The 22,933-nt window shown below is 39.2% G+C and carries 20 protein-coding genes and 1 other RNA gene; 5 read left to right on the top strand and 16 right to left on the bottom strand.

The window, feature by feature from the left end; translation table 11 throughout:
- The first annotated feature begins 17 nt into the window (after positions 1-17).
- From mltD to P3L56_RS04280, 3 genes are all read left to right on the top strand, one after another.
- Positions 18-1,388: a murein transglycosylase D gene (gene mltD / locus P3L56_RS04290; protein ID WP_048608373.1), complete on the top strand. Its 1,371-nt coding sequence runs from the start codon at positions 18-20 to the stop codon at positions 1,386-1,388.
- 529 nt (positions 1,389-1,917) lie between these two features.
- Positions 1,918-2,286 carry an Hha toxicity modulator TomB gene (gene tomB / locus P3L56_RS04285; protein WP_042846890.1) on the top strand — a complete coding sequence of 123 codons (369 nt, stop codon included), beginning with the start codon at positions 1,918-1,920 and terminating at the stop codon, positions 2,284-2,286.
- Positions 2,287-2,360: 74 nt separating this feature from the next.
- Entirely contained in the window at positions 2,361-2,564 is a 204-nt protein-coding gene (locus P3L56_RS04280; RefSeq protein WP_042846891.1) for an HHA domain-containing protein, read from the top strand.
- Positions 2,565-2,907: 343 nt separating this feature from the next.
- On the opposite strand, the gene ffs is transcribed toward P3L56_RS04280, so the two are convergent.
- An RNA gene (ffs, locus tag P3L56_RS04275) (signal recognition particle sRNA small type) lies at positions 2,908-3,004 on the bottom strand.
- A 143-nt stretch (positions 3,005-3,147) separates the two neighbouring features.
- Entirely contained in the window at positions 3,148-3,606 is a 459-nt protein-coding gene (locus P3L56_RS04270; RefSeq protein WP_166685880.1) for a YbaY family lipoprotein, read from the bottom strand.
- A gap of 239 nt (positions 3,607-3,845) precedes the next feature.
- Between P3L56_RS04270 and tesB the strand changes: the two genes are divergently transcribed.
- Entirely contained in the window at positions 3,846-4,712 is an 867-nt protein-coding gene (gene tesB / locus P3L56_RS04265; RefSeq protein WP_042846893.1) for an acyl-CoA thioesterase II, read from the top strand.
- A gap of 140 nt (positions 4,713-4,852) precedes the next feature.
- Here tesB and amtB read toward each other — a convergent pair whose 3' ends face one another.
- The 5 genes from amtB to P3L56_RS04240 all read right to left on the bottom strand — a co-directional run bounded on the left by amtB (position 4,853) and on the right by P3L56_RS04240 (position 10,723).
- Positions 4,853-6,097: an ammonium transporter AmtB gene (amtB, locus tag P3L56_RS04260; protein ID WP_230233526.1), complete on the bottom strand. Its 1,245-nt coding sequence runs from the start codon at positions 6,095-6,097 to the stop codon at positions 4,853-4,855.
- 51 nt (positions 6,098-6,148) lie between these two features.
- Positions 6,149-6,487, bottom strand: coding sequence for a P-II family nitrogen regulator (locus P3L56_RS04255; RefSeq protein ID WP_042846895.1), 339 nt, complete (start codon positions 6,485-6,487; stop codon positions 6,149-6,151).
- Between the two features lie 172 nt (positions 6,488-6,659).
- Positions 6,660-8,444, bottom strand: coding sequence for a SmdB family multidrug efflux ABC transporter permease/ATP-binding protein (locus tag P3L56_RS04250; RefSeq protein WP_210831401.1), 1,785 nt, complete (start codon positions 8,442-8,444; stop codon positions 6,660-6,662).
- Positions 8,441-10,186, bottom strand: a complete 1,746-nt coding sequence (locus P3L56_RS04245) for a SmdA family multidrug ABC transporter permease/ATP-binding protein (protein WP_071547717.1) — start codon at positions 10,184-10,186, stop codon at positions 8,441-8,443. Before P3L56_RS04245 ends, P3L56_RS04250 begins: the two co-directional genes overlap by 4 nt.
- 75 nt (positions 10,187-10,261) lie before the next feature.
- A complete protein-coding gene (locus tag P3L56_RS04240) occupies positions 10,262-10,723 on the bottom strand; it encodes an Lrp/AsnC family transcriptional regulator (RefSeq protein WP_042846899.1) in 462 nt (153 codons plus the stop codon).
- Positions 10,724-11,001: 278 nt separating this feature from the next.
- Between P3L56_RS04240 and queC the strand changes: the two genes are divergently transcribed.
- Positions 11,002-11,703, top strand: coding sequence for a 7-cyano-7-deazaguanine synthase QueC (gene queC / locus P3L56_RS04235; RefSeq protein ID WP_042846900.1), 702 nt, complete (start codon positions 11,002-11,004; stop codon positions 11,701-11,703).
- A gap of 41 nt (positions 11,704-11,744) precedes the next feature.
- Here the strand turns inward: queC and P3L56_RS04230 are convergent, their stop codons facing one another.
- The 9 genes from P3L56_RS04230 to bolA all read right to left on the bottom strand — a co-directional run bounded on the left by P3L56_RS04230 (position 11,745) and on the right by bolA (position 22,781).
- Positions 11,745-12,173, bottom strand: a complete 429-nt coding sequence (locus P3L56_RS04230; RefSeq protein WP_129466855.1) for an acyl-CoA thioesterase — start codon at positions 12,171-12,173, stop codon at positions 11,745-11,747.
- 195 nt (positions 12,174-12,368) lie between these two features.
- Positions 12,369-12,740 (bottom strand): ComEA family DNA-binding protein, encoded by a 372-nt coding sequence (locus P3L56_RS04225; protein WP_042846902.1) that lies wholly within the window; start codon positions 12,738-12,740, stop codon positions 12,369-12,371.
- 144 nt (positions 12,741-12,884) lie between these two features.
- Complete coding sequence (gene ppiD / locus P3L56_RS04220) at positions 12,885-14,756, bottom strand: peptidylprolyl isomerase (protein ID WP_210831400.1); 1,872 nt, start codon at positions 14,754-14,756, stop codon at positions 12,885-12,887.
- Positions 14,757-14,931: 175 nt separating this feature from the next.
- Complete coding sequence (gene hupB / locus P3L56_RS04215; RefSeq protein WP_004914513.1) at positions 14,932-15,207, bottom strand: nucleoid-associated protein HU-beta; 276 nt, start codon at positions 15,205-15,207, stop codon at positions 14,932-14,934.
- A 226-nt stretch (positions 15,208-15,433) separates the two neighbouring features.
- On the bottom strand, positions 15,434-17,872 hold the full coding sequence (gene lon, locus P3L56_RS04210) for an endopeptidase La (protein WP_042846905.1): 2,439 nt from the start codon (positions 17,870-17,872) through the stop codon (positions 15,434-15,436).
- A gap of 205 nt (positions 17,873-18,077) precedes the next feature.
- Positions 18,078-19,355, bottom strand: coding sequence for an ATP-dependent protease ATP-binding subunit ClpX (gene clpX, locus P3L56_RS04205; protein ID WP_042846906.1), 1,278 nt, complete (start codon positions 19,353-19,355; stop codon positions 18,078-18,080).
- Positions 19,356-19,471: 116 nt separating this feature from the next.
- Positions 19,472-20,092 carry an ATP-dependent Clp endopeptidase proteolytic subunit ClpP gene (gene clpP / locus P3L56_RS04200; protein ID WP_042846907.1) on the bottom strand — a complete coding sequence of 207 codons (621 nt, stop codon included), beginning with the start codon at positions 20,090-20,092 and terminating at the stop codon, positions 19,472-19,474.
- A 695-nt stretch (positions 20,093-20,787) separates the two neighbouring features.
- Positions 20,788-22,092 (bottom strand): trigger factor, encoded by a 1,305-nt coding sequence (tig, locus tag P3L56_RS04195; protein ID WP_042846908.1) that lies wholly within the window; start codon positions 22,090-22,092, stop codon positions 20,788-20,790.
- Positions 22,093-22,442: 350 nt separating this feature from the next.
- Complete coding sequence (bolA, locus tag P3L56_RS04190; protein WP_071547712.1) at positions 22,443-22,781, bottom strand: transcriptional regulator BolA; 339 nt, start codon at positions 22,779-22,781, stop codon at positions 22,443-22,445.
- Positions 22,782-22,933 lie beyond the last annotated feature (152 nt).

Below are 22,933 nucleotides of genomic sequence, written 5' to 3'. Positions count from 1 at the left end.
AAGAACAATAGAATAAAATGAAGAAAATCGCGACACTCATCGCCATTGTTCTGCTGGCAGGATGCCAAACCGCCCCAAAAAATGTTAAGCAGAACAAACCTTCAGCCAATCACACAATTGAAACTGTTGCCTCTCACAACCAAGCAGCAAGTAGACAACTTCCAAAAGTAGATTATGACCTTTGGGGTTACATCAGTGATGAGCTAAAAATGGATATACCTGATAACCCACAAATCAGGGAAATGGCTAACAGTTACCTAAACAAACAACGTTTTGTCTACGATGTGGCATTAAGAGCAGAGCCCTATATGTACCTCATCGTAGACGAAATTAACGAACGTAACTTGCCGATGGAATTAGCATTAATTCCGATTATTGAAAGTTCTTTCAACCCTAAAGCAACTTCACCAGCAAAAGCCGCAGGCCTGTGGCAAATCGTTCCAATTACAGCGCGTTCTTATGGGCTAAAACAAACCCAATGGGTTGATGAACGTAGAGATGTTGTTTCATCAACTAAAGCTGCATTTGATTTACTTGAAAACCTAAATATCATGTTTGGCCATGATTGGGAGCTCACGTTAGCTGCGTATAATTGTGGTGAAGGTTGTGTGCTAAATGCTATTAAAAAGAATGAGGCTGCTGGGTTGCCGACTGATTTCTGGTCCCTTTCTTTGCCAAAAGAAACTAAACAATACGTACCCAAAATTCTAGCTCTCAGCCAAGTGCTGAAAACACCAGAAAAGTACCAAGTTAACCTGCCAACCAGTAATAAAAATAGGGCGTTAACTCAAATTGATGTAGGCCAGCAAATTACACTATCCCAAGCCGCTGAGCTAGCAGGGCTTACTGTAGAATCAGTGAAAACCTATAATTCAGGCTATACTCGAGGCATCACATCGCCAACAGGCCCACATTATATTATGTTACCAACAGCAAAAGCGGAGCAATTTAAAACATCGTTATCTGATCAAGACGTTTTAGAAACCATCCGCCTTGCCGCAATACAAAATCAACAAATTAAAACGGCACAACCGACGGCAATTTCAACAGCTCGCCAAAACCGAGCAAAAATTACGACTTATAAAGTACGTAAAGGGGAATCAGTCGCCAGTATTGCTAAAAAGTTTAATACCACAGCCAAAAATATTCAGAAGCTAAATGGGTTAAAAACGGCGAGTGTGATAATGCCAGGGCAAACATTAAAAGTTTCTAGCCCAATATCGGCAGCAAACAATCGTAAAACGAAAACCTATAAAGTCAGAAAAGGCGATTCCTATTATAGTATTGCAAAACGCCATGGTATCAAGCTCAATGATTTAATGACTTGGAACTCAGGCGTAAAAATGGCTGATTTAAAACCAGGGGTAACCTTAAACCTTTACCTCTAAGTTACCTCCATGAAAAACCTCCCCAATTTTGGTCGAGGTTTTTTCTTATTTAATTATCTTATTTCATTGGTAAAATTAAACTATTTAAATACTCTGAATGGAGTAATACTTTTTATAACATCTTTTGTGTAAACATTTCATATTAGCCGTACTAAAATAACCAAATGGTTAAACGTAATTTAAACATTTTATAAAATTGAGTTTAAGTCGAGCATTTATAGCTCTATTTTAGTCACTTACTAATAAAAATGAAAAAAGTAGTTGATTGGTGGTGACTTATGTAATAATAATGCTATTATTATATCGCGGCTAAACTAGTCCAAGCTGCCAGTCCGTGTTCGAATGTCACTTATGTATAATATTAATAATCTTCGAAAACTTAACGAACTAGCAATAACTTTATATTTTTCAATATATTACTGCTTTATATATGTATATTGAACATAGGTGCTTTTAATTAGTTAACGTGACATTATTATTGATATAACAATACACATAGCAAAAGTCAGATTCGCCCGCGGAGGTGATTATGGATGAATACTCACCCAAAAGACATGATATAGCAGAACTAAAATACTTATGTAACAGTCTCAATAGAGACGCTATCTTAAGTTTGCAAAAAACCAACACACATTGGATTAACGATCTAAGCTCTGCACAAAGTGCAGCTCTAAATGAACTCATTGAACATATCGCAGCTTTTGTCTGGCGATTTAAGATCAAATATCCAAAAGAAAATCTCGTTATATCATTAATTGAAGAGTACCTCGATGAGACTTATGACTTATTTGGTAGCCCAGTCATCACATTAAGTGAAATTATAGATTGGGAAACTATGAATCAAAATCTAGTTTCAGTGCTGGATGATGACCTAAAATGTCTGACCAGCAAAACATAAAATCATTATTTATCTTTAATCAAACAATAACATCGTATGTTACTAAGTTATATTCCATATAAAGAAAGGGCGTTATGACCAAATCTGATTATCTGATGCGTTTGAGAAAATGCACAACAATTGAAACACTTGAGCGTGTCATTGAAAAAAACAAGTATGAACTATCTGATGATGAACTAGAGTTATTCTACTCAGCGGCAGATCATCGTCTTGCTGAACTCACTATGAATAAGCTCTACGATAAAATTCCACCTTCTGTATGGAAGTTTGTTAGATAATACTGTATTAACACGCGCAGATAGTGAATGGTTATAGCCGGTAAATCCACTTATCGGCTGAACTTAATACAATTTTATTTTTAGCATTAATATAGTGCTAGTAGGTTTTTTATTTCTAATTTCCCTGCCTTCTGTTTTTTATCACCATTATAATTAACAATTAATGCGATATTTTTAACTTTATTCTATTTTAATATTAGATATTATTTTAAAGAATAAAAATAAACTTCATATTTATAAATACAATTAAATACAGAACACAAAACTAGCCAATTAATTTGATATAAAAATAAGGGGATTTTTTCTAGTTTAGATGAAAGCAGTGGGATAAATTGGGTGGGAGCCCTGCCAGCGACATCCCGGCACACACGACCCCTGCTATGGCTGCTTCCTTCCGGACCTGACCAAGTTAACAAGTTAGCGTTGCGGGAGAACCAACAGAGCCCCCATTGATTGCTTCTTTCAAAGCAGGGGCATTATGCTTGATAGTCACTAAAATAGCAAGAAAGCCACAGCCAAGTGCTGGTTTATTACACAAGAACCAACATAAGAGATAGAATACTGAAAATTAGCTGCCATCAAATTAGTTTGCTGGTACCATCAGCAACTCCACATCTTTAGTTATACCATTATTGATAACTTCAGCATCAGAATCAGCAATGTATAATAGCTTCCCGTCAGCTTTAATCGTCGCATTGACGGTCAGGGTACCCTCTTGTCTAACTTCATTTTTGAGATAAGTTAGCTCAAATGGAATTGTCGGTCGATTATTCAATGAATTGTAATATTTCTGCGATAATATCAATGCAGGCAGATCTACAACAGATGTATCTGCAAGAGTTACCGTGACAATCGCACTTTCTGGTAAAACAGAATCTTGCAAAATCACCACTCGCCCTTCAATTTTCCCTGAATCAACCATTTGGTTATTGTGGCTACTTTTAGCATTAAGTGTTTTTGCGCTTGGCTTTGTGCTATTCCCTTCACAGCCAATCAACGTCAAAACGACCAATAAGCTAACTATATGGCGAAAGAAACTCATAGATATTACCTGTAAGCCTATGTTTTATTTAAAACATTTATGGTAGAGAAATAAACACATCATTTTTAGATATGGGAATAGGGTGAAGTATAACCAATATAAATAAAATAATAAATTAATATTTCAAAATGTAACATTAAGTGAATTAAAATTTTCTACGCATAATCATCCTACCTATTTAAAGTAAATAATGGGAAAATACCAATATCTAATTATGTCCAAGTGAACCGAAGATAACTATGAGCCCAGAATTAAAGAACTTAATTAGCCTAATTGAGCTTGAAAAGATTGAAGAAGGTATTTTTCGAGGACAAAGTGAAGACCTTGGTTTACCACAAGTTTTTGGCGGACAAGTTGTCGGACAAGCTATGTATGCTGCGAAGCAAACCATACCAGAAGATAGAGCTATTAACTCTTTCCATAGCTATTTTCTACGTCCTGGTGATAGCTCGCGCCCTATTATCTACGATGTTGAGATACTGCGTGATGGTGGAAGCTTCAGCGCCCGACGTGTCAGTGCTATCCAAAATGGAAAACCAATCTTCTTTATGACTGCCTCATTCCAGTCTGAGGAAACAGGCTATAATCATCAAAACCTAATGCCAGACGTTCCACCACCAGAAAAATTAATTTCTCAAGACGATATTATACAGCGCTTAGCGGATCAACTCCCCGAATCAGTTAAGAAATACGCCCTTCGCCCAACGCCTTTTGAGTTCCGTCCAGTGGAATTTTATAGCCCATTTGATGCACCACCTCAGGAGCCATTTCGCTATATTTGGTTTAAAGCCAAAGGGCAACTGCCCGACTTACCCTCACTACATAGCTATTTACTTGGCTATGCTTCTGACTATAACTTTTTACCTGCCGCTTTACAGCCACACGGTCGAGGGTTTATGGAACGCGACTTACAAGTAGCGACTATCGACCACTCAATGTGGTTTCATCGCCCATTTAAGATTGATGATTGGTTGTTATATGCCGTAGAAAGCCCTTCGGCATCAGGTGGGAGAGGTTTTGTAAAAGGCCAAATCTATAGTCCCCAAGGGGAGCTAGTCGCAACAGCGGTTCAAGAAGGTGTGATACGTCACAGGCAACCTCGTTAATCCGCAGTAAAAAAGTAAGTGAATACTTACAGACTAAAAAAGAAAAGGTAATGGCAGCAAACAATAAACTGCCATTATCAATTCGAATAGAACACAGTATTTATCCTGTTTTCAGCATTATCATATCGTGCCGTACTTGTTTAATTGTAAGCACTTTCACCATGAGAAGTTATATCTAAACCTTCCCTTTCTTTCTCTACTGTAATTCTTAGACCGAATGTTTTAGCTGCTATCTTAAAAGCAATAAAGGCAACAATCGCAGTCCAAACCACACAGACTAAAATGCTAACAGCTTGAATACCAACTTGTTTCATCATAGTAATTCCTTCTGCATAACCACTTCCGCCTAATGTGCTGGCAGTAAATACCCCTGTCAACAAGCACCCTAAGATACCGCAGACCCCATGAACACCAAAAACATCACAAACATCATCTACTTTTAACCAACGTTTAAGAATGACCACGCCCCATAAGCCGGCGATCCCAGAAAGCAAACCGATGATTAGCGCCCCACCAACCCCGACAGTTCCTGCGGCAGGAGTCACACCAACCAACCCCGCTAAGCAACCAGAGCAAGCACCTAACAATGAGGGCTTATCCCTAAAAATCCACTCGGCAAATGTCCAAGACAGGATTGCTCCAGCCGCTGCCGCAATCGTATTGATAAATGCCAGAGCAGCAATACCATCTGCACTTCCCGCCGACCCTGCATTGAAGCCAAACCACCCAACAAATAAAATAGATGTCCCCATAAATACCATCGGTAAGTTATGAGGTTTAATTGCTTCCTTTCCTAATCCTGTTCGATGCCCAAGTAAGTAAGCACCAACTAAACCTGCAACAGCGGCATTAATGTGTACAACAGTGCCCCCTGCAAAATCAAGCGCACCATCTTGAGAAAGAATACCGCCTCCCCAGACCATGTGAGCCATAGGTAAGTAAGCAAATGTAGTCCAAATAACGGTAAAAATGAGAATGGCAGAAAATTTAATGCGTTCTCCTAATGCGCCAACAACTAATGCAACAGTTAAACATGCAAATGCACCTTGAAACGCCACATGCACAAACTGGGGAATTGAACCGGATAAACTTTCTACTGAAATGTTTTTAAGTAACACTTGGTTAAAACCACCAAAAAAAGCATTTCCTTCACTAAAAGCCAAACTATAACCATAAACAATCCAAATAACAGATACCAATGCAAAGATCACCGTTGTTTGCGCCATTAAAGAAAGCACATTTTTACTTCTTAATAACCCGCCATAAAACAGTGCAATACCCGGTACAATCATAAAAATAACCAATGCAGTAGCTATCATCATAAAAGCATTATCGGCTTTATCGACTTCTTTTGGCGAAGCAAACACGCTCATTGGAAAACCCATTAATACCCATATATATATACGACTAGGAACCATTTACGCATCGTCATTCTCCTACAGTGCTTCATCTTGTTTTTCACCCGTACGGATCCGTACAGCTTGCTCTAGAGGCAAAACAAATATTTTTCCGTCCCCTACCTGTCCGGTACAAGCAACACCCTCAATGGTCTCAATGACCTGCTCTAACTGTTCATCTAACACCGCTATTTCCATTCGTACTTTGGGCAAAAAATCAACAGTATATTCAGCTCCTCTATATAACTCTGCGTGCCCTTTTTGCCGCCCAAACCCCCTAACTTCAGTAATGGTAAGCCCTTGAATACCAACATCAGACAGCGCTTCTCGAACCTCATCTAATTTAAATGGCTTAATAATTGCGATGATGTATTTCATATTTACTCCTATAAGTCATACCAATAACCCACTCAATTTAGCGAGCAGTACTGACGTCAGAGCAAAACTTATGCCAAAATGTTTTTTTGCTTAAAAATCAAAAAGAAAAGACAAAATAAAAAACCACTCGGCTGAGTGGTTTTAAGGTGTGCATTATAATGGTGCAGAATAATTAACTGGTTACAACTTCTTTTTCAGCATCACTGAGGGCATTCAACGACTCCCCAACTTGTTGTAACTGGTACATTTGATAATAACGCCCTTTTTGTTGTAAAAGTTGTAGATGTTGACCTTGCTCAACAATTGCACCACGATGTAACACAACAACTTGGTCGGCATCAACTATCGTTGATAAACGATGGGCAATCACCACCAGTGTTGTATGTTGACGGATCACTCGAAGCGCTTTTTGTATCGCTTGCTCTGTCCCTGAATCTATATTTGCAGTTGCTTCATCTAGGATTAAAATTTTCGGGGTCACCACCAGCACCCTAGCCATCGCTAATAACTGCCTTTGACCTACAGATAAGGTATTTCCTTGTTCACCTAATACTGTGTCTAACCCCTCAGGTAAAGTGCGAACTAACTCTGCAAGTTGAACAATTTCAAGAACATCCCAGACTTTCTCTTGATTAATATCACGCCCAAGCGTCACATTGTCAAAAAATGAAGCTGCAAGTACGACAGGGTCTTGCTGTACCATCGCAATACCATTTCTTAATACATGGTGAGACAATGAATTTAAATCTCGCCCATCTAATAGGATCTCACCTTTTTGCCATGGGTAATAACCCATAATTAAATTAGCAATAGTACTTTTACCACTTCCTGTGTGACCAACTAAAGCTATAAAATTATTATCAGGTACGTGTAAGTTGATATCTTGCAACACTATTTTGTCATTACGATAGGCAAAAGATAGGTGGTTAATGGTAATTGAGCCACCTTGCAATGGGACAAGGCTTTCGCCATAACCCTGTTGTGGGCTATCCATTAATTCAAAAACTCGCTCACCTGATACAACCGCTTGCTGTAACATGGATTGTTGAGAGGTTAATTCAATTAATGGTTCGTTTAATCGCCCCAAATAATTAATAAATGCATATAAAACACCAACACCAATCGTCGTTGTTCCTTCAAACCCAAACAGTAGTAACAACCCACACAATACTGATGCAGAAAATAAACTCAGTAATGGTCTTAGTAACAAACCATCTAATTTTAAAGCTTTCATCCGTGCAAAATAGTGGTCTTGGTTGACCTCTTGCATTTTTGCCCCGAACCTTGCTTGCTGTAGAAACTGCTGAATAACGGTCATTCCATTAATCACTTCATTAAAACCGTTGTTAATATCAGCAAGGTAAGACCTAACACGACGTACTATCGGTGTGCTCAACCTCTGATAAACAATCATCACCACAAATACAGCAGGGAAAATCATCACAGCAATAGATGCCATTCTCCATTCTAATGAAAACATCGCAACTAACATGGCACAAATCAGTGCTAAACTGCGAAAAACCGTTGGCACGACCATGACAAACAGGTCTTTAATCACCTCGGTATCATTAGTCACTCGTGAAATTAGCTGGCCAACAGGCTGTTTATCAAATGCACTTAGTGGCTGTCGCAAGGCAGCATTCATCACATCAGTTCGTAATGTTTGCACAACCCCCACTGATGCTTTGTTAAATAAAATAATCTGATAATAATGTAATAACGCAGCAATAACTTGAAGCAATATAAAGCCAATAGCCATATATAACGTCAATGGCATAATGATTTGCTTTTTCGCGACCATATTATCAATAAAATAACTGATCAATAGCGGCCCACTGACCTCTGCAATCGCGGCTAACCATAGCATAGCAATGGCAATTCCCATTGTACCCCGGTATGCTTTGCCATAAGATAATAAGCGCTTCAATGCTGGCCAAAGTGGTTTTTTCTGGCTCATAAATCACCATCCAAAGCAGCTTCAATTTGTTGATAATGATACATATCTTTATACCAACCAGTCTGGCTAATTAACGCCTCATGCCTACCTTGAATAACCATAGCTCCTTGGGATAACACTATAATATTGTCGGCTTCAACCAATGCAGATAAGCGATGAGCACTAATAATTAAGGTTCGCCCTTGTCGCCAGCGGCTTAAATTTTGCAAAATAGTAAACTCTGTTTGCCCATCTACTGCTGAAAGCGCATCATCCAATATAAGTATTTCTGCATTTTGTAAGATAGCCCGTGCTATTGAGATCCGTTGCTTTTGCCCTCCAGAAAGCATCACTCCACGCTCACCGACTTGGGTTAAGTACCCCTCAGGCAGACGTAAAATATCATCATGTACACAAGCAATCCGAGCCGCCTGCTCTATTTCTTCTTGGCTAGCTTCTGGTCTTCCTAGAGCAATATTCCCTGCGACAGTTTCTGAAAATAAAAATGGAGATTGGTTTACTACCGATAGCCTTGCGCGCCATTCATCTAGTAATACTTCAGACAAGGGCTGCCCTTGATAACAAATAGCCCCTTCAGTGATATCAAACTGACGTTGTAATAATGCCAGCAATGTTGATTTCCCCGCCCCCGTTGGCCCACAGATACCTAAAAACTGCCCTGGTTGCAGGTTAAATTGAATATCATGTAATGCGACTCGCGTTGTTTCTGGGTAACTAAACCTTATTATGTTCACATCCAACGGTCCTTTTTCAGGCTGTAATGAATGGGAACCATCTTGAATAACGAGAGGCTCATTTAATAAACTTAAGATACGGCTGTAAGCCGCACTTCCTCGTTCGACAATATTAAACATCCAAGCAAGGGCTAACATTGGCCAAATCATCAACCCTAAATACATCACGAAACTAGTTAACTCACCTAAAGTCAAAGTGCCATTTAGCACCATCCAACTTCCGCCACCAATAGCGAGCAAATTTGCCATGCCTATCGCTAAAAAAATTGTTGGATCAAAACGAGCATCGACTTTCGCAACATGCATATTACGACGCCCCGCTTCCGTTGCCACTTGTTCAAATTGATTCGACTGATGATCTTCAAGGCCAAACGCTTTGATCATACGAATACTGGTTAAGCTCTCTTGTGCGTGATTGTTCAAAGATGAAAACGCACCTTGAGCGTGCTTGAAACGATGATGGAGCTGATCGCCGTAACGCTTAATAACCATTGCCATGATCGGCATCGGAATAAGCGCAAGCAATGTGAGCTGCCAACTAATTTCAACGCTCATCATGATTAATACTGCACACCCCATAACCAATGAGTCTACTAGCGTTAAAACACCCTCTCCAGCAGCAAATACCACACGATCCACATCATTTGTTGTACGAGCGATTAGATCCCCAGTTCGATATTTAAGATAAAACTGTTGATTTTGTAAGCTTAATTGTCGATAAAATTTTTGGCGCAATTGAACTGCCAGCTTATAAGATGCCCCAAATAGCCATAGTCGCCAAACGTACCTCAGGCCATAAACAACCAATGCAATAAGCAGCATTAATAAGATATATGTCACCAACTGTTTTTTAGGCATAGTATCTTTACTTATGCCATCAACCACGACACCCACGATGCGCGGCGGAACCAGTTGTAGAATTGCAATAATAATTAAAAAGCAAACTGCGCCAAAATAGCGCTTCCATTCGCTCAAAAAATACCAACTTAGTTGTGAAAATAATCGCACGTATTACTGCCTTGGATAATGTTAATTTATTTATACATAACTGAAACGCTCGTGTCGTTTACCAACAAAATTGCGCTAATCGGGGATTGGCAGCACCGTGGTATATTTAATTTTTTCCATCGCAAAGCTGGACGTTACATCAATTAAGCCATGTACCCCATTAACCAGTTTTTTGTAAAACAAATCGTAGGATTTCATATCGTGAACTTCTACCTGCATAAGATAGTCATATTCACCAGCCATGCGATAAAACATTAGCACTTCAGGAAGTTGACTCACGAAAGACACAAACTGTTCATACCATTCACTATTATGGTGCTGTGTTTTAATTGTTACGATGACAGTTAAACCTAACCCAAGTTTCTCACCATCTAATAACGTTACTCTACCCCGAATATAGCCATCATCTTCGAGTCGTTTTAGTCTTTTCCAGCATGGTGTAGAGGTTAAATTGACAGCTTCTGCCAGGGTATTTAAAGATAGACTACTGTCATTTTGTAATAAAAAAAGCAGTTTTTTGTCTATTTTATCTAACATAATTGCCCTCATGGCTTAGGTGGAAATGCTCTTTTATCTTTCTATTATTTGAATTACCAATATTAAGCAAAATCTCATCATTTAAAAACAATAAAAATGTTACCAATTGACATTATTATAGAAGAATTTTACCCAGATAACCAAATAAGAGTACAAATAGCACGCTAATCAATGGAAATTTATAAAAATAGAACTGTTAATTAAATTACAGTGTCGCTAACATGAAAGCAGAGAATTAATACTCTTTTTAAGCAACGTGATATCACCAAGGAGTCCCTATGAAACGTGCAGTGGTGGTCTTTAGCGGAGGGCAAGACTCAACAACCTGCCTCATTCAGGCCTTACAAAACTATGACGAAGTGCATTGTGTTACCTTTGATTACGGGCAGCGTCATCGCTTTGAAATCGAAGTTGCACAAAAGTTAAGTGTATCACTTGGTGCCAATGCTCATAAGGTTTTAGATGTGACCTTACTCAATGAGTTAGCGATCAGTAGTTTAACTCGGGATAATATCCCTGTGCCTGATTTTACAGAAAGCGAATCGAGCAGTCTGCCAAGTACTTTTGTACCCGGTCGTAATATTTTATTTCTCACATTAGCGGCAATATATGCTTACCAAGTACAAGCTGAAGCCGTCATTACTGGTGTTTGTGAAACTGACTTTTCCGGTTACCCTGATTGCCGAGATGAGTTTGTCAAAGCCCTTAACCACGCGGTTGACCTTGGGCTCGCTAAAAATATACGTTTTGAAACCCCATTAATGTGGCTGAATAAAGCCCAAACATGGGCTCTTGCCGACAGTTATGGCCACCTTGAGACCATTAGGAAGCAAACACTCACTTGCTATAATGGGATTCAAGGTGACGGATGTGGTGAATGTGCTGCATGCCACCTACGAAGCAAAGGCTTACATGAATATTTAGATGACAAAGAAGCTGTCATGCTCTCTCTAAAACAGCAGCAACAAAAAACAAACTAAACCGAACAGAGATACGCCTGCCTAACCACTTTTTAGGTAGGCTAGTTCTGAATGAAATCATCAGTCCCTGATTTGAACGATGCTAGTTTTTCACGTAACTCATCATCTATAACAATGGCTTTATTAGTTATATTATCGATAAAAACAAACGTAACATAAGCGTCAGATACCACTTCTGCTCCCCCCGCGTTATTACGGATAATTTGCTGATAGCACACCGCACTCTTAGAGCCTATTTTATCCATACGCGTTACAACAGTAAGCTCATCACCTAACAGCACTCCTTGGATATAATTTACGTTAATATTCACCGCAGCCATAGTTAGATTATTTTTTATCGCCCAATTAATGAAATTACGCTTATTCATCCATTCCCAACGGTCTGCTTCGTAAAATTCCAAATAACGTGCATTATTAACATGTTGGAAAACATCAATATGGTAACCATGGATCTTGACATGTGTTGTCATTCTAACTACTCCGACCAGTTTAATTTTAGATAACATAAAAATAACAAATGTACGGAAAATATGCTGAATGAATACCAGAAATAAGATCTAGCTCCCAAATTATTTACAATAAATTAATATTACAGCTCAATTACCCACCATTAAAATGGTATCCCCATACAATTGAATGAACCACAATGTATGGGGAATATTCAACTACAGTACAATTTTATCTTTATTTTTCTCTAAAAATGCAGGCCCTATCCCCTGAACTTCTAGAATATTTTCAATTGAATTAAAAGCCCCATACTTTTGCCTATATTCAACAATTGCTTTCGCTTTTTGCTTGCCGATGCCACTCAGCTTTTGTGCTAGCTCATCTACACTTGCTGAATTAATATTGACTTTGTCTGATTGCTCTGAAGATATGAGTTGTGAGTTTTCATTTGACGCTTTTTTTTGCACAAGTGCTGTTGTGGTTTTTTCCGCTTCAATCTTTTTCGCTAAAGAAAAAGAAGTAAAAGCCCCTAATAGAGAAAGAAGAAGTACGGTATTAGCCCCATGTTTCATCACTGTATTCCATAACATAATGATTCTCCTGTGTGTGTTGAGGAGTAACAATGACAAAGAAAAACAATGAAAGCTTTCAGAGGGTTATTTAAATGCGAAAGGCCACCCAAAGGTGACCTTTCATTTATAATGTTGCAAATTAAATTGCGAAGCTTCTCGCAATTATTCCATATTCAACACTTCAATTTTTGCATTTTCACGTAAGTTAAGCATCAGAGCTTCGTTAACCGCAGAGCTCATCGCCCCTTGGTATTCACGTGACAGCTGTTTTAACTCATCTTCCGTTGGTTGGCCTAAAGTGACTTTATCTAACTGAATAATCACATAATTATCAGCTTCATCACGTGCAATGGCATAGTTTGGTTTACCTTCAGCCGGTTCTGCCATTTCCATTGATGCATTGATAATCGCAGTCTGTGGCATCAAACGTGAAACTGTTTGAACATCCGTAAATTTAATGCCTGCTGCATTCAGAGCTTCTTCGCCTTTACCTGCTTTCAGCTCAGCCAGTAGTTTCTCACTCGTTGCTTTAAGTTCTGCTTCTGCTTTTTGACGTTTAACTAAAGCTTCTATTTCAGGCTTAACAGTGTCAAAAGGTTCAATGTTTTCAGGCTTATACTCTGTAACACGTACAACAAATGCACGGTCACCTTCTACGTTAATAACGTCTGAATTAATACCTTTAGAACCATTTTTATCAACTAATCGATCACTAAATACCTCGTTAATCACTTTCGGGAAGTTAAGTGCCGCCGGAGGATTATTGCGGTCAAACCAATCCGTTGTGATTGATTTCAAACCTGAAACAGATTCAACTGAAACTAATGATTCCATATCATTTGTTGCTGCTTCACTAACCTTTTGTTGTAAGTCATAGAACTGTTTGATGTTTTTATCTTGCAGTAAACTGTTTTTGATACTTTCTTTAACTTGTTCAAAAGGCTTAGTTAATTCTGGCTTAATATCATCTAAGCGGAAAATAATATAGTTATTTTGTGACTTGATTGGGGCAGAAAGTTGGCCTTTCTCAGTTAATTTTGCATCAGCAATCTCACTTGGTGTTGATGATGCTTCCATCCAACCAATAAGACCTTTTTGTTTAGCGCTGAATATATCCGTCGACTTTTCAGCTACAATGGCAGCAAAATCAGCCCCTGCTTTTAGTTCATTTAGGATATCATTTGCTTCTTTTTCTGAAGCTACTTGGATCATACTATATTGTTTTTGCTCAGCCTGAGTATAGTTTTTCAGGTTTTGCTCATAATATGCTTTCACATCTTCATCAGATACTGTTGCTGCTGGCATAGATGCCGCATCCATTTCAACATAGCTTACTTTCACTTTTTCAGGTGAAATAAAGCTATCTTGGTTAGCATCGTAATAAGCTTTTAATTCATCGTCTGAAACGGTTTGTTTACCTTGAACATCAGCTAAAGGTAACGTTGCCGTACGAATTTCACGTTCTTGCATATACAGTTGTGCATATGCTTTAACCTCAGATGGCAAAGCAAAATCTGTACCGGTAAAGGTTTTACCTAACTGTGCGCGTGTAAGGTCTTGGCGAATTTGTGCTGCAAAGCTATCTGCATTGATATTGTAACGCTGTAAAATCTCACGGTACTTTTCGCTATCAAATCGACCATCTGTTTGGAAAATTTGCATTGAGAATATAGATTGCTCAATTTGCTGATCGCTTGCTGACAGGTTTAGTTCATTAGCATATTGATTAATCAATTCATTGTTAATCAAGTTATCAAGTGCTTGGCGGCGCAGCAAATTCATGCTTTCTTCGTTACTAGCCACTTCTGAGAATTTATCTCCCAGATATTCTTGCAATGACTGACGTTCCTGCTGAAAGGCCTGCTGCAACTGTTCCCTGCTAATTGGCTGACCGTTAACTTCGGCTGCATTATTTGCACTATTGCCTCCGATGCCGCCCATCATAACGCCACCTAACACAAATGAAAGGATTATCAGCGCTAGTATTATTTTGAGCAAAGGACTATTTGCCTTTGTGCGTAAATTTTCCATCATAAAAAGGCTTAACTCCGCTTTGTTGAATTCAATTTCCTGATAATACGCTAATCTTAACTCAGAAAGAAAAAAAAGCGCACCATTTACATGGTGCGCTTATATATTAGCTGATTAAAGACATTCCGTCAGTTTGAGTTTTCGCAAAAATGCAAGAAAGACAAACTTAAATACCTAATTAGCTATTAACAGCGTCTTTAAGACCCTTGCCTGGACGGAAAGCTGGAACTTTCGCCGCAGCGATTTTAATTTCTTTACCCGTTTGAGGGTTACGGCCTGTACGTGCTGCACGCTCACGAACAGAAAAAGTACCAAAGCCAACTAGAGCAACATCGTCCCCTTTACTAAGAGAGCCCGTTACAGTAGCGACGAACGCGTCAACAACACGACCTGCTGCAGCTTTAGAAATATTCGCATCAGAAGCGATTTGATCAATCAGTTGAGCTTTATTCACTCTTATCATCCCCATATTAGTTGGACTATAAATCTCTTAATTAACTCTAACGGTTATTAGCATAGTTAATTAATGATGCAGTCGTTATATCAATCCTGATTACCAATGGCAAGAGAACAGATTACATACAAACAATTATCAGAATCATCGCTAAAGTAGCTATGAAAAAAAAGGCTGACAAGCCCTAAATTAGCTATCAGCCTTAATTTTATACAAACTTCTTGATTCAGCTCACTCTTTTAGCTTTATTTTTTACAACTTCAGCCCCAAATGGAGGGTTAACTAAAGCCAAAGAAAGCACTTCTTCAATAGTTTTTACTGGATGAATTTCCAGATCAGCGATCACATTTTGAGGAATTTCTTCTAAATCACGTTCGTTTTCTTTAGGGATTAATACGGTTTTAATCCCTCCACGGTGTGCCGCCAATAGTTTCTCTTTTAAGCCACCGATTGGGAAAACTAACCCTCTTAATGTAATTTCCCCTGTCATAGCCACGTCTGCTCTAACAGGATTACCCGTTAAGCAAGATACCAATGCCGTTGACATGGCAATCCCCGCACTTGGACCATCTTTCGGTGTCGCGCCTTCAGGAACATGGACATGAATATCGCGTTTTTCATAAAAATCGCTATTAATACCCAATTTTTCTGCACGAGCTCTAACTACGGTTAATGCCGTTTGGATAGATTCTTGCATCACTTCACCTAAAGAACCGGTATAAGTTAACTTACCTTTACCTGGAACACAGGCGGTCTCAATGGTAAGTAAGTCACCACCAACCTCAGTCCAAGCAAGACCAGTAACTTGCCCTACACGGTTTTCAGTATCCGCTTGGCCATAATCAAAGCGACGAACGCCCAGATAGTCTTTCAGGTTGTCTGCATTAATTTCAATATGCTTAAGCTTTTTATCCATTAATAAAGCTTTAACTGCCTTACGGCACAGTTTTGAAATTTCACGCTCTAAACCACGTACACCAGCTTCGCGAGTATAGTAACGAATGATGCTCATTAGGGCGCTATCATCAATAGTAAGCTCACCCTTTTTCAAAGCATTACGTTCTATTTGCTTAGACAATAGATGTTTTTTCGCTATGTTCAGTTTTTCATCTTCTGTATAACCAGAAAGACGAATAACTTCCATACGGTCTAATAATGGCGCCGGAATATTCATCGAGTTAGACGTCGCAACAAACATAACATCGGACAGATCGTAATCGACTTCTAAATAGTGATCATTAAATGCAATATTTTGTTCTGGATCAAGGACCTCTAACAATGCAGAAGCGGGGTCGCCACGCATGTCAGATGACATCTTGTCAATTTCATCCAATAGGAATAGCGGGTTTTTCACCCCAACTTTAGCCATTTTTTGGATAAGTTTGCCCGGCATAGAACCAATGTAAGTACGGCGGTGACCACGAATTTCTGCTTCATCACGTACCCCACCTAAAGCCATGCGAGTGTACTGACGGCCTGTTGCCTTCGCAATGGATTGCCCCAATGACGTTTTACCAACGCCCGGAGGCCCAACTAAGCAAAGAATTGGCCCTTTAATTTTGCTAACACGGCTCTGTACTGCCAGATATTCTAAAATCCGATCTTTCACGCGCTCTAAGCCGTAGTGATCGGTATCTAGCACTTCTTGCGCTTTAACTAAATCTTTTTTAACTTTGCTACGCTTATTCCATGGTACTTGTACCATCCAATCAATATAGCTACGAACAACTGTAGCTTCTGCAGACATCGGAGACATCATTTTCAGCTTCTGCAACTCAGCTTCGGCTTTTTCTTGTGCCTCTTTTGGCATTTTCGCTTCTTCAATCTTACGTTTTAGCGATTCATACTCGTCTGGCGCATCGTCCATTTCACCAAGCTCTTTCTGAATAGCTTTCATTTGCTCATTCAGATAGTACTCACGCTGGCTTTTTTCCATCTGTTTTTTAACGCGATTGCGGATACGTTTTTCTACTTGCAGCAATTCAGTTTCTGATTCCATCATTGCCATCAAGAATTCAACGCGTTCAGCAATATTTGCCATTTCCAAAACACGCTGCTTATCAGCTAATTTCAATGGCATGTGAGACGCAATGGTATCCGCTAGTTTATCTAGCTGATCTTGCTCTATCGCATGCAATGCCGTTAGTACTTCAGGTGGTATTTTCTTATTTAGTTTTATGTAGCTTTCAAACTGACTAACAATAGTACGATATAAAACTTCGTTTTCTTTTTCATCAAGTACACTTGATGACTGAGAGCCCGCGGTTGTTTCGTCATAAACTACGTTTTCAGCTTGTGTATCTTGTTCTGGGGCTAAATATTCCGCTTGTGCTAAGAAATATTCGCCATTATCAGTCAAGCTCGTAATACGTGCGCGTTTTAGCCCTTCAACGAGGACTTTAACGGTGCCATCAGGTAGTTTCAGCATCTGAATAACGGATGCAACAGTACCTACAGCAAATAAATCATTCACCCCTGGCTCATCAGTCGAGGCTTCTTTTTGCGCAACCAGCATCACTTGCTTGTCATGATCCATCGCTGCTTCCAGACTGTGAATGGATTTTTCACGTCCAACAAACAGTGGGATCACCATATGTGGGTATACCACTACATCACGCAGAGGCAATACTGGTATTTCAATGCGTTCGGAACGCTCAGGATTCATAAAGCTCTCTCTTCGTTTAGCTCACGCTAGTTTAAGGGTTTCTGTTTCTTATTCTAAAATTACTTTCTAAAACAAGGAAACCACACCTCAGAATATAAACTATATGGGGACAAGATTTTAGCATTCAATAGCTAGTTGAACATAAAAAACAAAATGAGGGAAACCCCTCATTTTGTTTGATTAATTATTGAACGTTTATTAAGGATTAGTTATCGCCAGAAGCTTGAGCCTCAGGTTTACTGTAAATCAACAAAGGTTCAGACTGTTCGTTAATTACATTTTCATCGACAACAACTTTCTCAACATCACTCATTGAAGGAAGGTCATACATAGTATTCAGCAATGCCGCTTCAACAATAGAACGTAAACCACGTGCACCCGTTTTACGTGCCATTGCTTTTTTCGCAATTGCCTTTAATGCTTCTTCACGAAACTCGAGTTCAGTCCCTTCAAGGCTAAATAACGCTTGGTATTGCTTGGTTAAGGCATTTTTTGGTTCTTGCAGAATCTGAATTAATGCTTCTTCGCTTAGTTCTGTCAGCGTTGCAACAACTGGCAGACGGCCAATAAATTCAGGAATTAAGCCAAACTTAATTAAGTCTTCTGGCTCTGCTTGAGTCAGCAATTCACCTTCCGTTGCTTTCTCTGATTCACCTTTAACTTCCGCAGCAAAGCCAATACCAGAACGCGTGTTTAAACGTTGCCCAATGACTTTGTCTAAACCGGCAAATGCACCACCACAGATAAACAGGATTTTTGATGTATCAACTTGCAAAAATTCTTGTTGAGGGTGCTTACGACCACCTTGTGGTGGTACCGCCGCAACCGTCCCTTCAATAAGTTTCAGTAACGCTTGCTGCACACCTTCACCGGAAACATCACGAGTAATTGATGGGTTATCTGATTTACGTGAAATTTTATCAATTTCATCTATATATACAATTCCACGCTGTGCTTTTTCAACATCATAGTCACATTTTTGCAAAAGCTTTTGAATGATGTTTTCAACGTCTTCACCAACATAACCAGCTTCAGTTAATGTTGTTGCATCAGCCATTGTAAACGGTACATCCAAGTAACGAGCTAATGTCTCAGCTAAGAGAGTTTTACCGCTACCTGTTGGCCCTATAAGCAAAATGTTACTTTTACCTAGTTCAACACCATCACTGGTTTTATCACCATTACGTAGGCGCTTGTAGTGATTATATACCGCAACAGCTAAGACTTTTTTTGCCTTTTCTTGGCCAATAACATAGTCATCAAGATGTTGCCTAATTTCATGTGGAGTCGGCAATTCACTACGCTCGCGATGCGGTGCAAGTTCCTTGATCTCTTCACGGATGATGTCGAGACATAAATCTACACATTCATCACAAATATAGACTGACGGACCGGCAATCAGCTTACGAACTTCATGCTGACTTTTTCCGCAGAAAGAACAGTAAAGCAGTTTGCCTGTCCCCTCTTTGCGTTTCTCTGTCATCAGTTGACCTCACTTTTATCTATACCACTTTGTTTTTCTTAATTAAAGCTAAAAACAAAGCCGCAATTTCTTAAAATAGTTTATGGTATAAACTAATTATACCAAAAGTTGACCCATTAACGGCTACTATAAATTTGGTCGACTAAACCATATTCTTTTGCTTCATTAGCCGATAAGAAACGGTCACGCTCCGTGTCACGGTTAATTTCTTCAATAGATTTTCCAGTATGTTGAGCCATTAGCTCATTCATACGTGCTTTCACTTTGAGGATTTCTTGAGCATGAATTTCAATATCTGTCGCTTGGCCTTGGTAGCCACCCAATGGTTGGTGGATCATGACTCGTGAGTTAGGTAAACAAAAACGTTTACCTTTCGTACCTGCTGTCAATAAGAAAGCCCCCATGGAACATGCTTGCCCCATACAAATAGTACTCACATCAGGCTTGATAAATTGCATTGTGTCATAAATTGACATTCCTGCTGTAATCACACCACCAGGTGAATTAATATACAGATGAATATCTTTTTCAGGGTTTTCTGCTTCAAGAAATAACATTTGAGCGACGATTAAGTTCGCCATATGGTCTTCCACTTGACCTGTCAGGAAGATAATCCGTTCTTTTAATAGACGTGAGTAAATATCATATGAGCGCTCACCACGGGAGGTTTGCTCTACGACCATTGGCACAAGTGCCATTTGGGATGCTAATTGTTCCTGACTGCCAAAATGTGACATCGAAATCTCCTATTAAAAACGTTCTGGTGCTTGCGCCTAATTTGCTTTCTGTCCGCTATATAGAGCAGAGATCGTGCCACAAACAACTGTCTTTAAAACATCTGCCTTAAAAAAAGACCGTGCCTGCAACCTGTTGCGATCTTCTTATTTTTAGTTTAGCTAAAATTTAACCGCGTCACAGATAAAAATTAAGAAGAAAATGCAGCTAAATATGCTGCAGTAAACAAGACGCTGTTGAAAATAGTTTAACACAAGTTAATTAGGTTACACGGATTATCCCATTAGAAAACCTTACCTGATTTTCAAAATTTGCGAAATAACTCGTTAGGCTGATATCAGCACTTTCTTCAATGTTAAGCTATTTAAAATAATTCAAATCTCAATTAAAGCTTTTCGCAAATCAAAAACTATACTCTAAATCATTCACGTGGTAGCTAGACCACAAGCCAATCAGCCTCTTAGAGTGCACATTTGTATGTAACTAGTATGTATAAACATAATCAACCACATTACAGCTTGAAGTATAGTGAGCACATTCATGCTACTTGAAGTATAGATAATATAATTAGGGTTTAAATGTGATTTTCAAGGCTAACCTAGCTAAATTCACAAAAGTGTTAATTTAACGGCTTTAATTGACAAAAAACCCGCAGTAACACACTACGGGTTTTTTATTTTCTACAGCAAGAAAAAAATTAACCAGCTTGAACTTGGTTCATCAGCTCAGTAAAGTTAGTTTCTTTTTCTGTCACTTTAGCAACCGCCAGTACAGTTTCAACGGCTTGTTCTTCTAAAGCTAAGTTACGAACGCTGTTCATTAACTCTTCGTTTTTGCTATAGTATTCGATAACTTCAGCTGGATCTTCGTATGCAGATGCCATCTCTTCGATTAGCGCTTTAACGCGATCTTCGTCAGCTTTCAGCTCATTTTTGTTGATCACTTCGCCTAACAGCAGGCCGATAACAACGCGACGTTTAGCTTGTTCTTCGAACAGTTCACGTGGTAATTCCATCGCTTGTTTTTCATCACCACCAAAACGCTGTGCAGCTTGGCGACGCAGAACATCGATTTCACCATCAACAACCGCTGCTGGAACTTCGATGTCATTAGCTTTGATCAGGCCTTCTAATACTTGAGCCTTCACACGGTTACGAACTGCATTTTTCAGTTCACGTTCCATGTTTTTACGAACTTCTGCACGCAGACCATCTAAAGAACCATCAGCGATACCGAAACGCTTAATGAATTCTTCAGTGAATTCAGGTAATTCGCGCTGTTCTACTTTCTTCAGAACGATAGCAAATTTTGCTGCTTTACCTTTCAGGTTTTCAGCGTGGTAATCTTCAGGGAAGTTAACTTCAATCTCAAACTCTTCGCCAGCTTTGTGGCCAACAACGCCTTCTTCAAAGCCTGGGATCATGCGACCTTCACCCATAACTAATGCGAAGTCTTCTGCTTTACCACCTTCAAACTCTTCACCATCGATAGAACCAGTGAAGTTGATAGTGATACGAGAATCAGCTTCTGCTGCTGCTTCAACTTCTTTCCACTCCGCTTGTTGCTTACGCAGAGTTTCTAACATGCTTTCCAGATCTTCATCTTTTACAGATACAGCCGGTTTTTCAACTTCAATCGTTTCTAAACCTGTTAATTCGATTTCTGGGTAAACTTCGAATTCAACTGAATAGACAAAATCTTTACCGTCTTCGAGTTGCTCTGGTTTGTAACTAGGCGCACCCGCTGGGTTGATTTTTTGCTCAATAATAGCGTTAATGAAGTTGCGTTGCATAACATCGCCCAGAACGTCTTGCATAACTGACGCACCGTAACGTTGTTTAACAATATTCATTGGTACTTTCCCTTTACGGAAACCATCAATACGCACTTTTTTAGCAACGCTGACTAGCTCGCTATTTACTGCTTTTTCAATATCAGTGGCAGGAACGGTGATTGTTACACGACGCCCAAGGCCTTGAGTCGTTTCAACAGAAACTTGCATCTTCTTACCTCAAAATAAATCTTAGTGATCGGTCTACTCCAGAGTTATGCCATTAAATCATATTGGCTGTCTCCCTTCCAGAACCGGGGGCGTTACTTTCATAACGGTCATCCCTGATATCAGAAGCGTCCCGAAACCTTACTGAAAATTAGACGCAGCATTATACCGATGCATGCGCCCTGAGTCGAGAAAAGCTGAGAAAAGAAGCGATTTTTCCTCTTTATTTGTGACTTTTCTGACTAAATTTTTTATTTCCCTTCAAAATTTGAAGAAAAAATACTCATCAAACCCATCATAGGAATGATAAATTATCAAAAGAATAGTTTCAGTCTATTAACTGAAACTAAAAATTACCGGTTTACTCCACCAACACCACGACAGGCTGGCGATTTTAATGCCGTATTGGCAAGCTCATCCCATTCTTTTTGTGTATAAGTGTGCAAAGCAAGAGCATGGATGCCCCCCGCTAATTCATCGGCTAAAATAGCATAAATTTCACGATGACGAGCAAGCATTCGTTTATTCTCAAATTTATCGCTGACTAAAACTACCTTAAAATGGCTTTCTGAACCCGGTAATACATTGTGTTGATGACTTTCGTTGATCACATCTAAATGTGAAGGTTCAAAAGCAGTTTGTAATTTTTGGCTCACTCGATCTTGCATACTTTGCGATGCATTAGCGACCATAAAATACTCCTTAAATTGTGATTCTCTCTAGTATTGGTAAGTTCAGTAAACTATATTGCACATCTTAATTAATGTTGTCTTCTTATTATAGAAATACCCGATTATGATTTGGCAATGTTATGATAGCGATACGTTAGTGCGAATTTTTTTAA

Source organism: Providencia sp. PROV024, from assembly GCF_032709665.1.
Taxonomy (GTDB): Bacteria; Pseudomonadota; Gammaproteobacteria; order Enterobacterales; family Enterobacteriaceae; genus Providencia; species Providencia huashanensis.
Note: the sequence above shows the minus strand (reverse complement) of the source record. Positions and strands in the feature narration are given on the sequence as shown.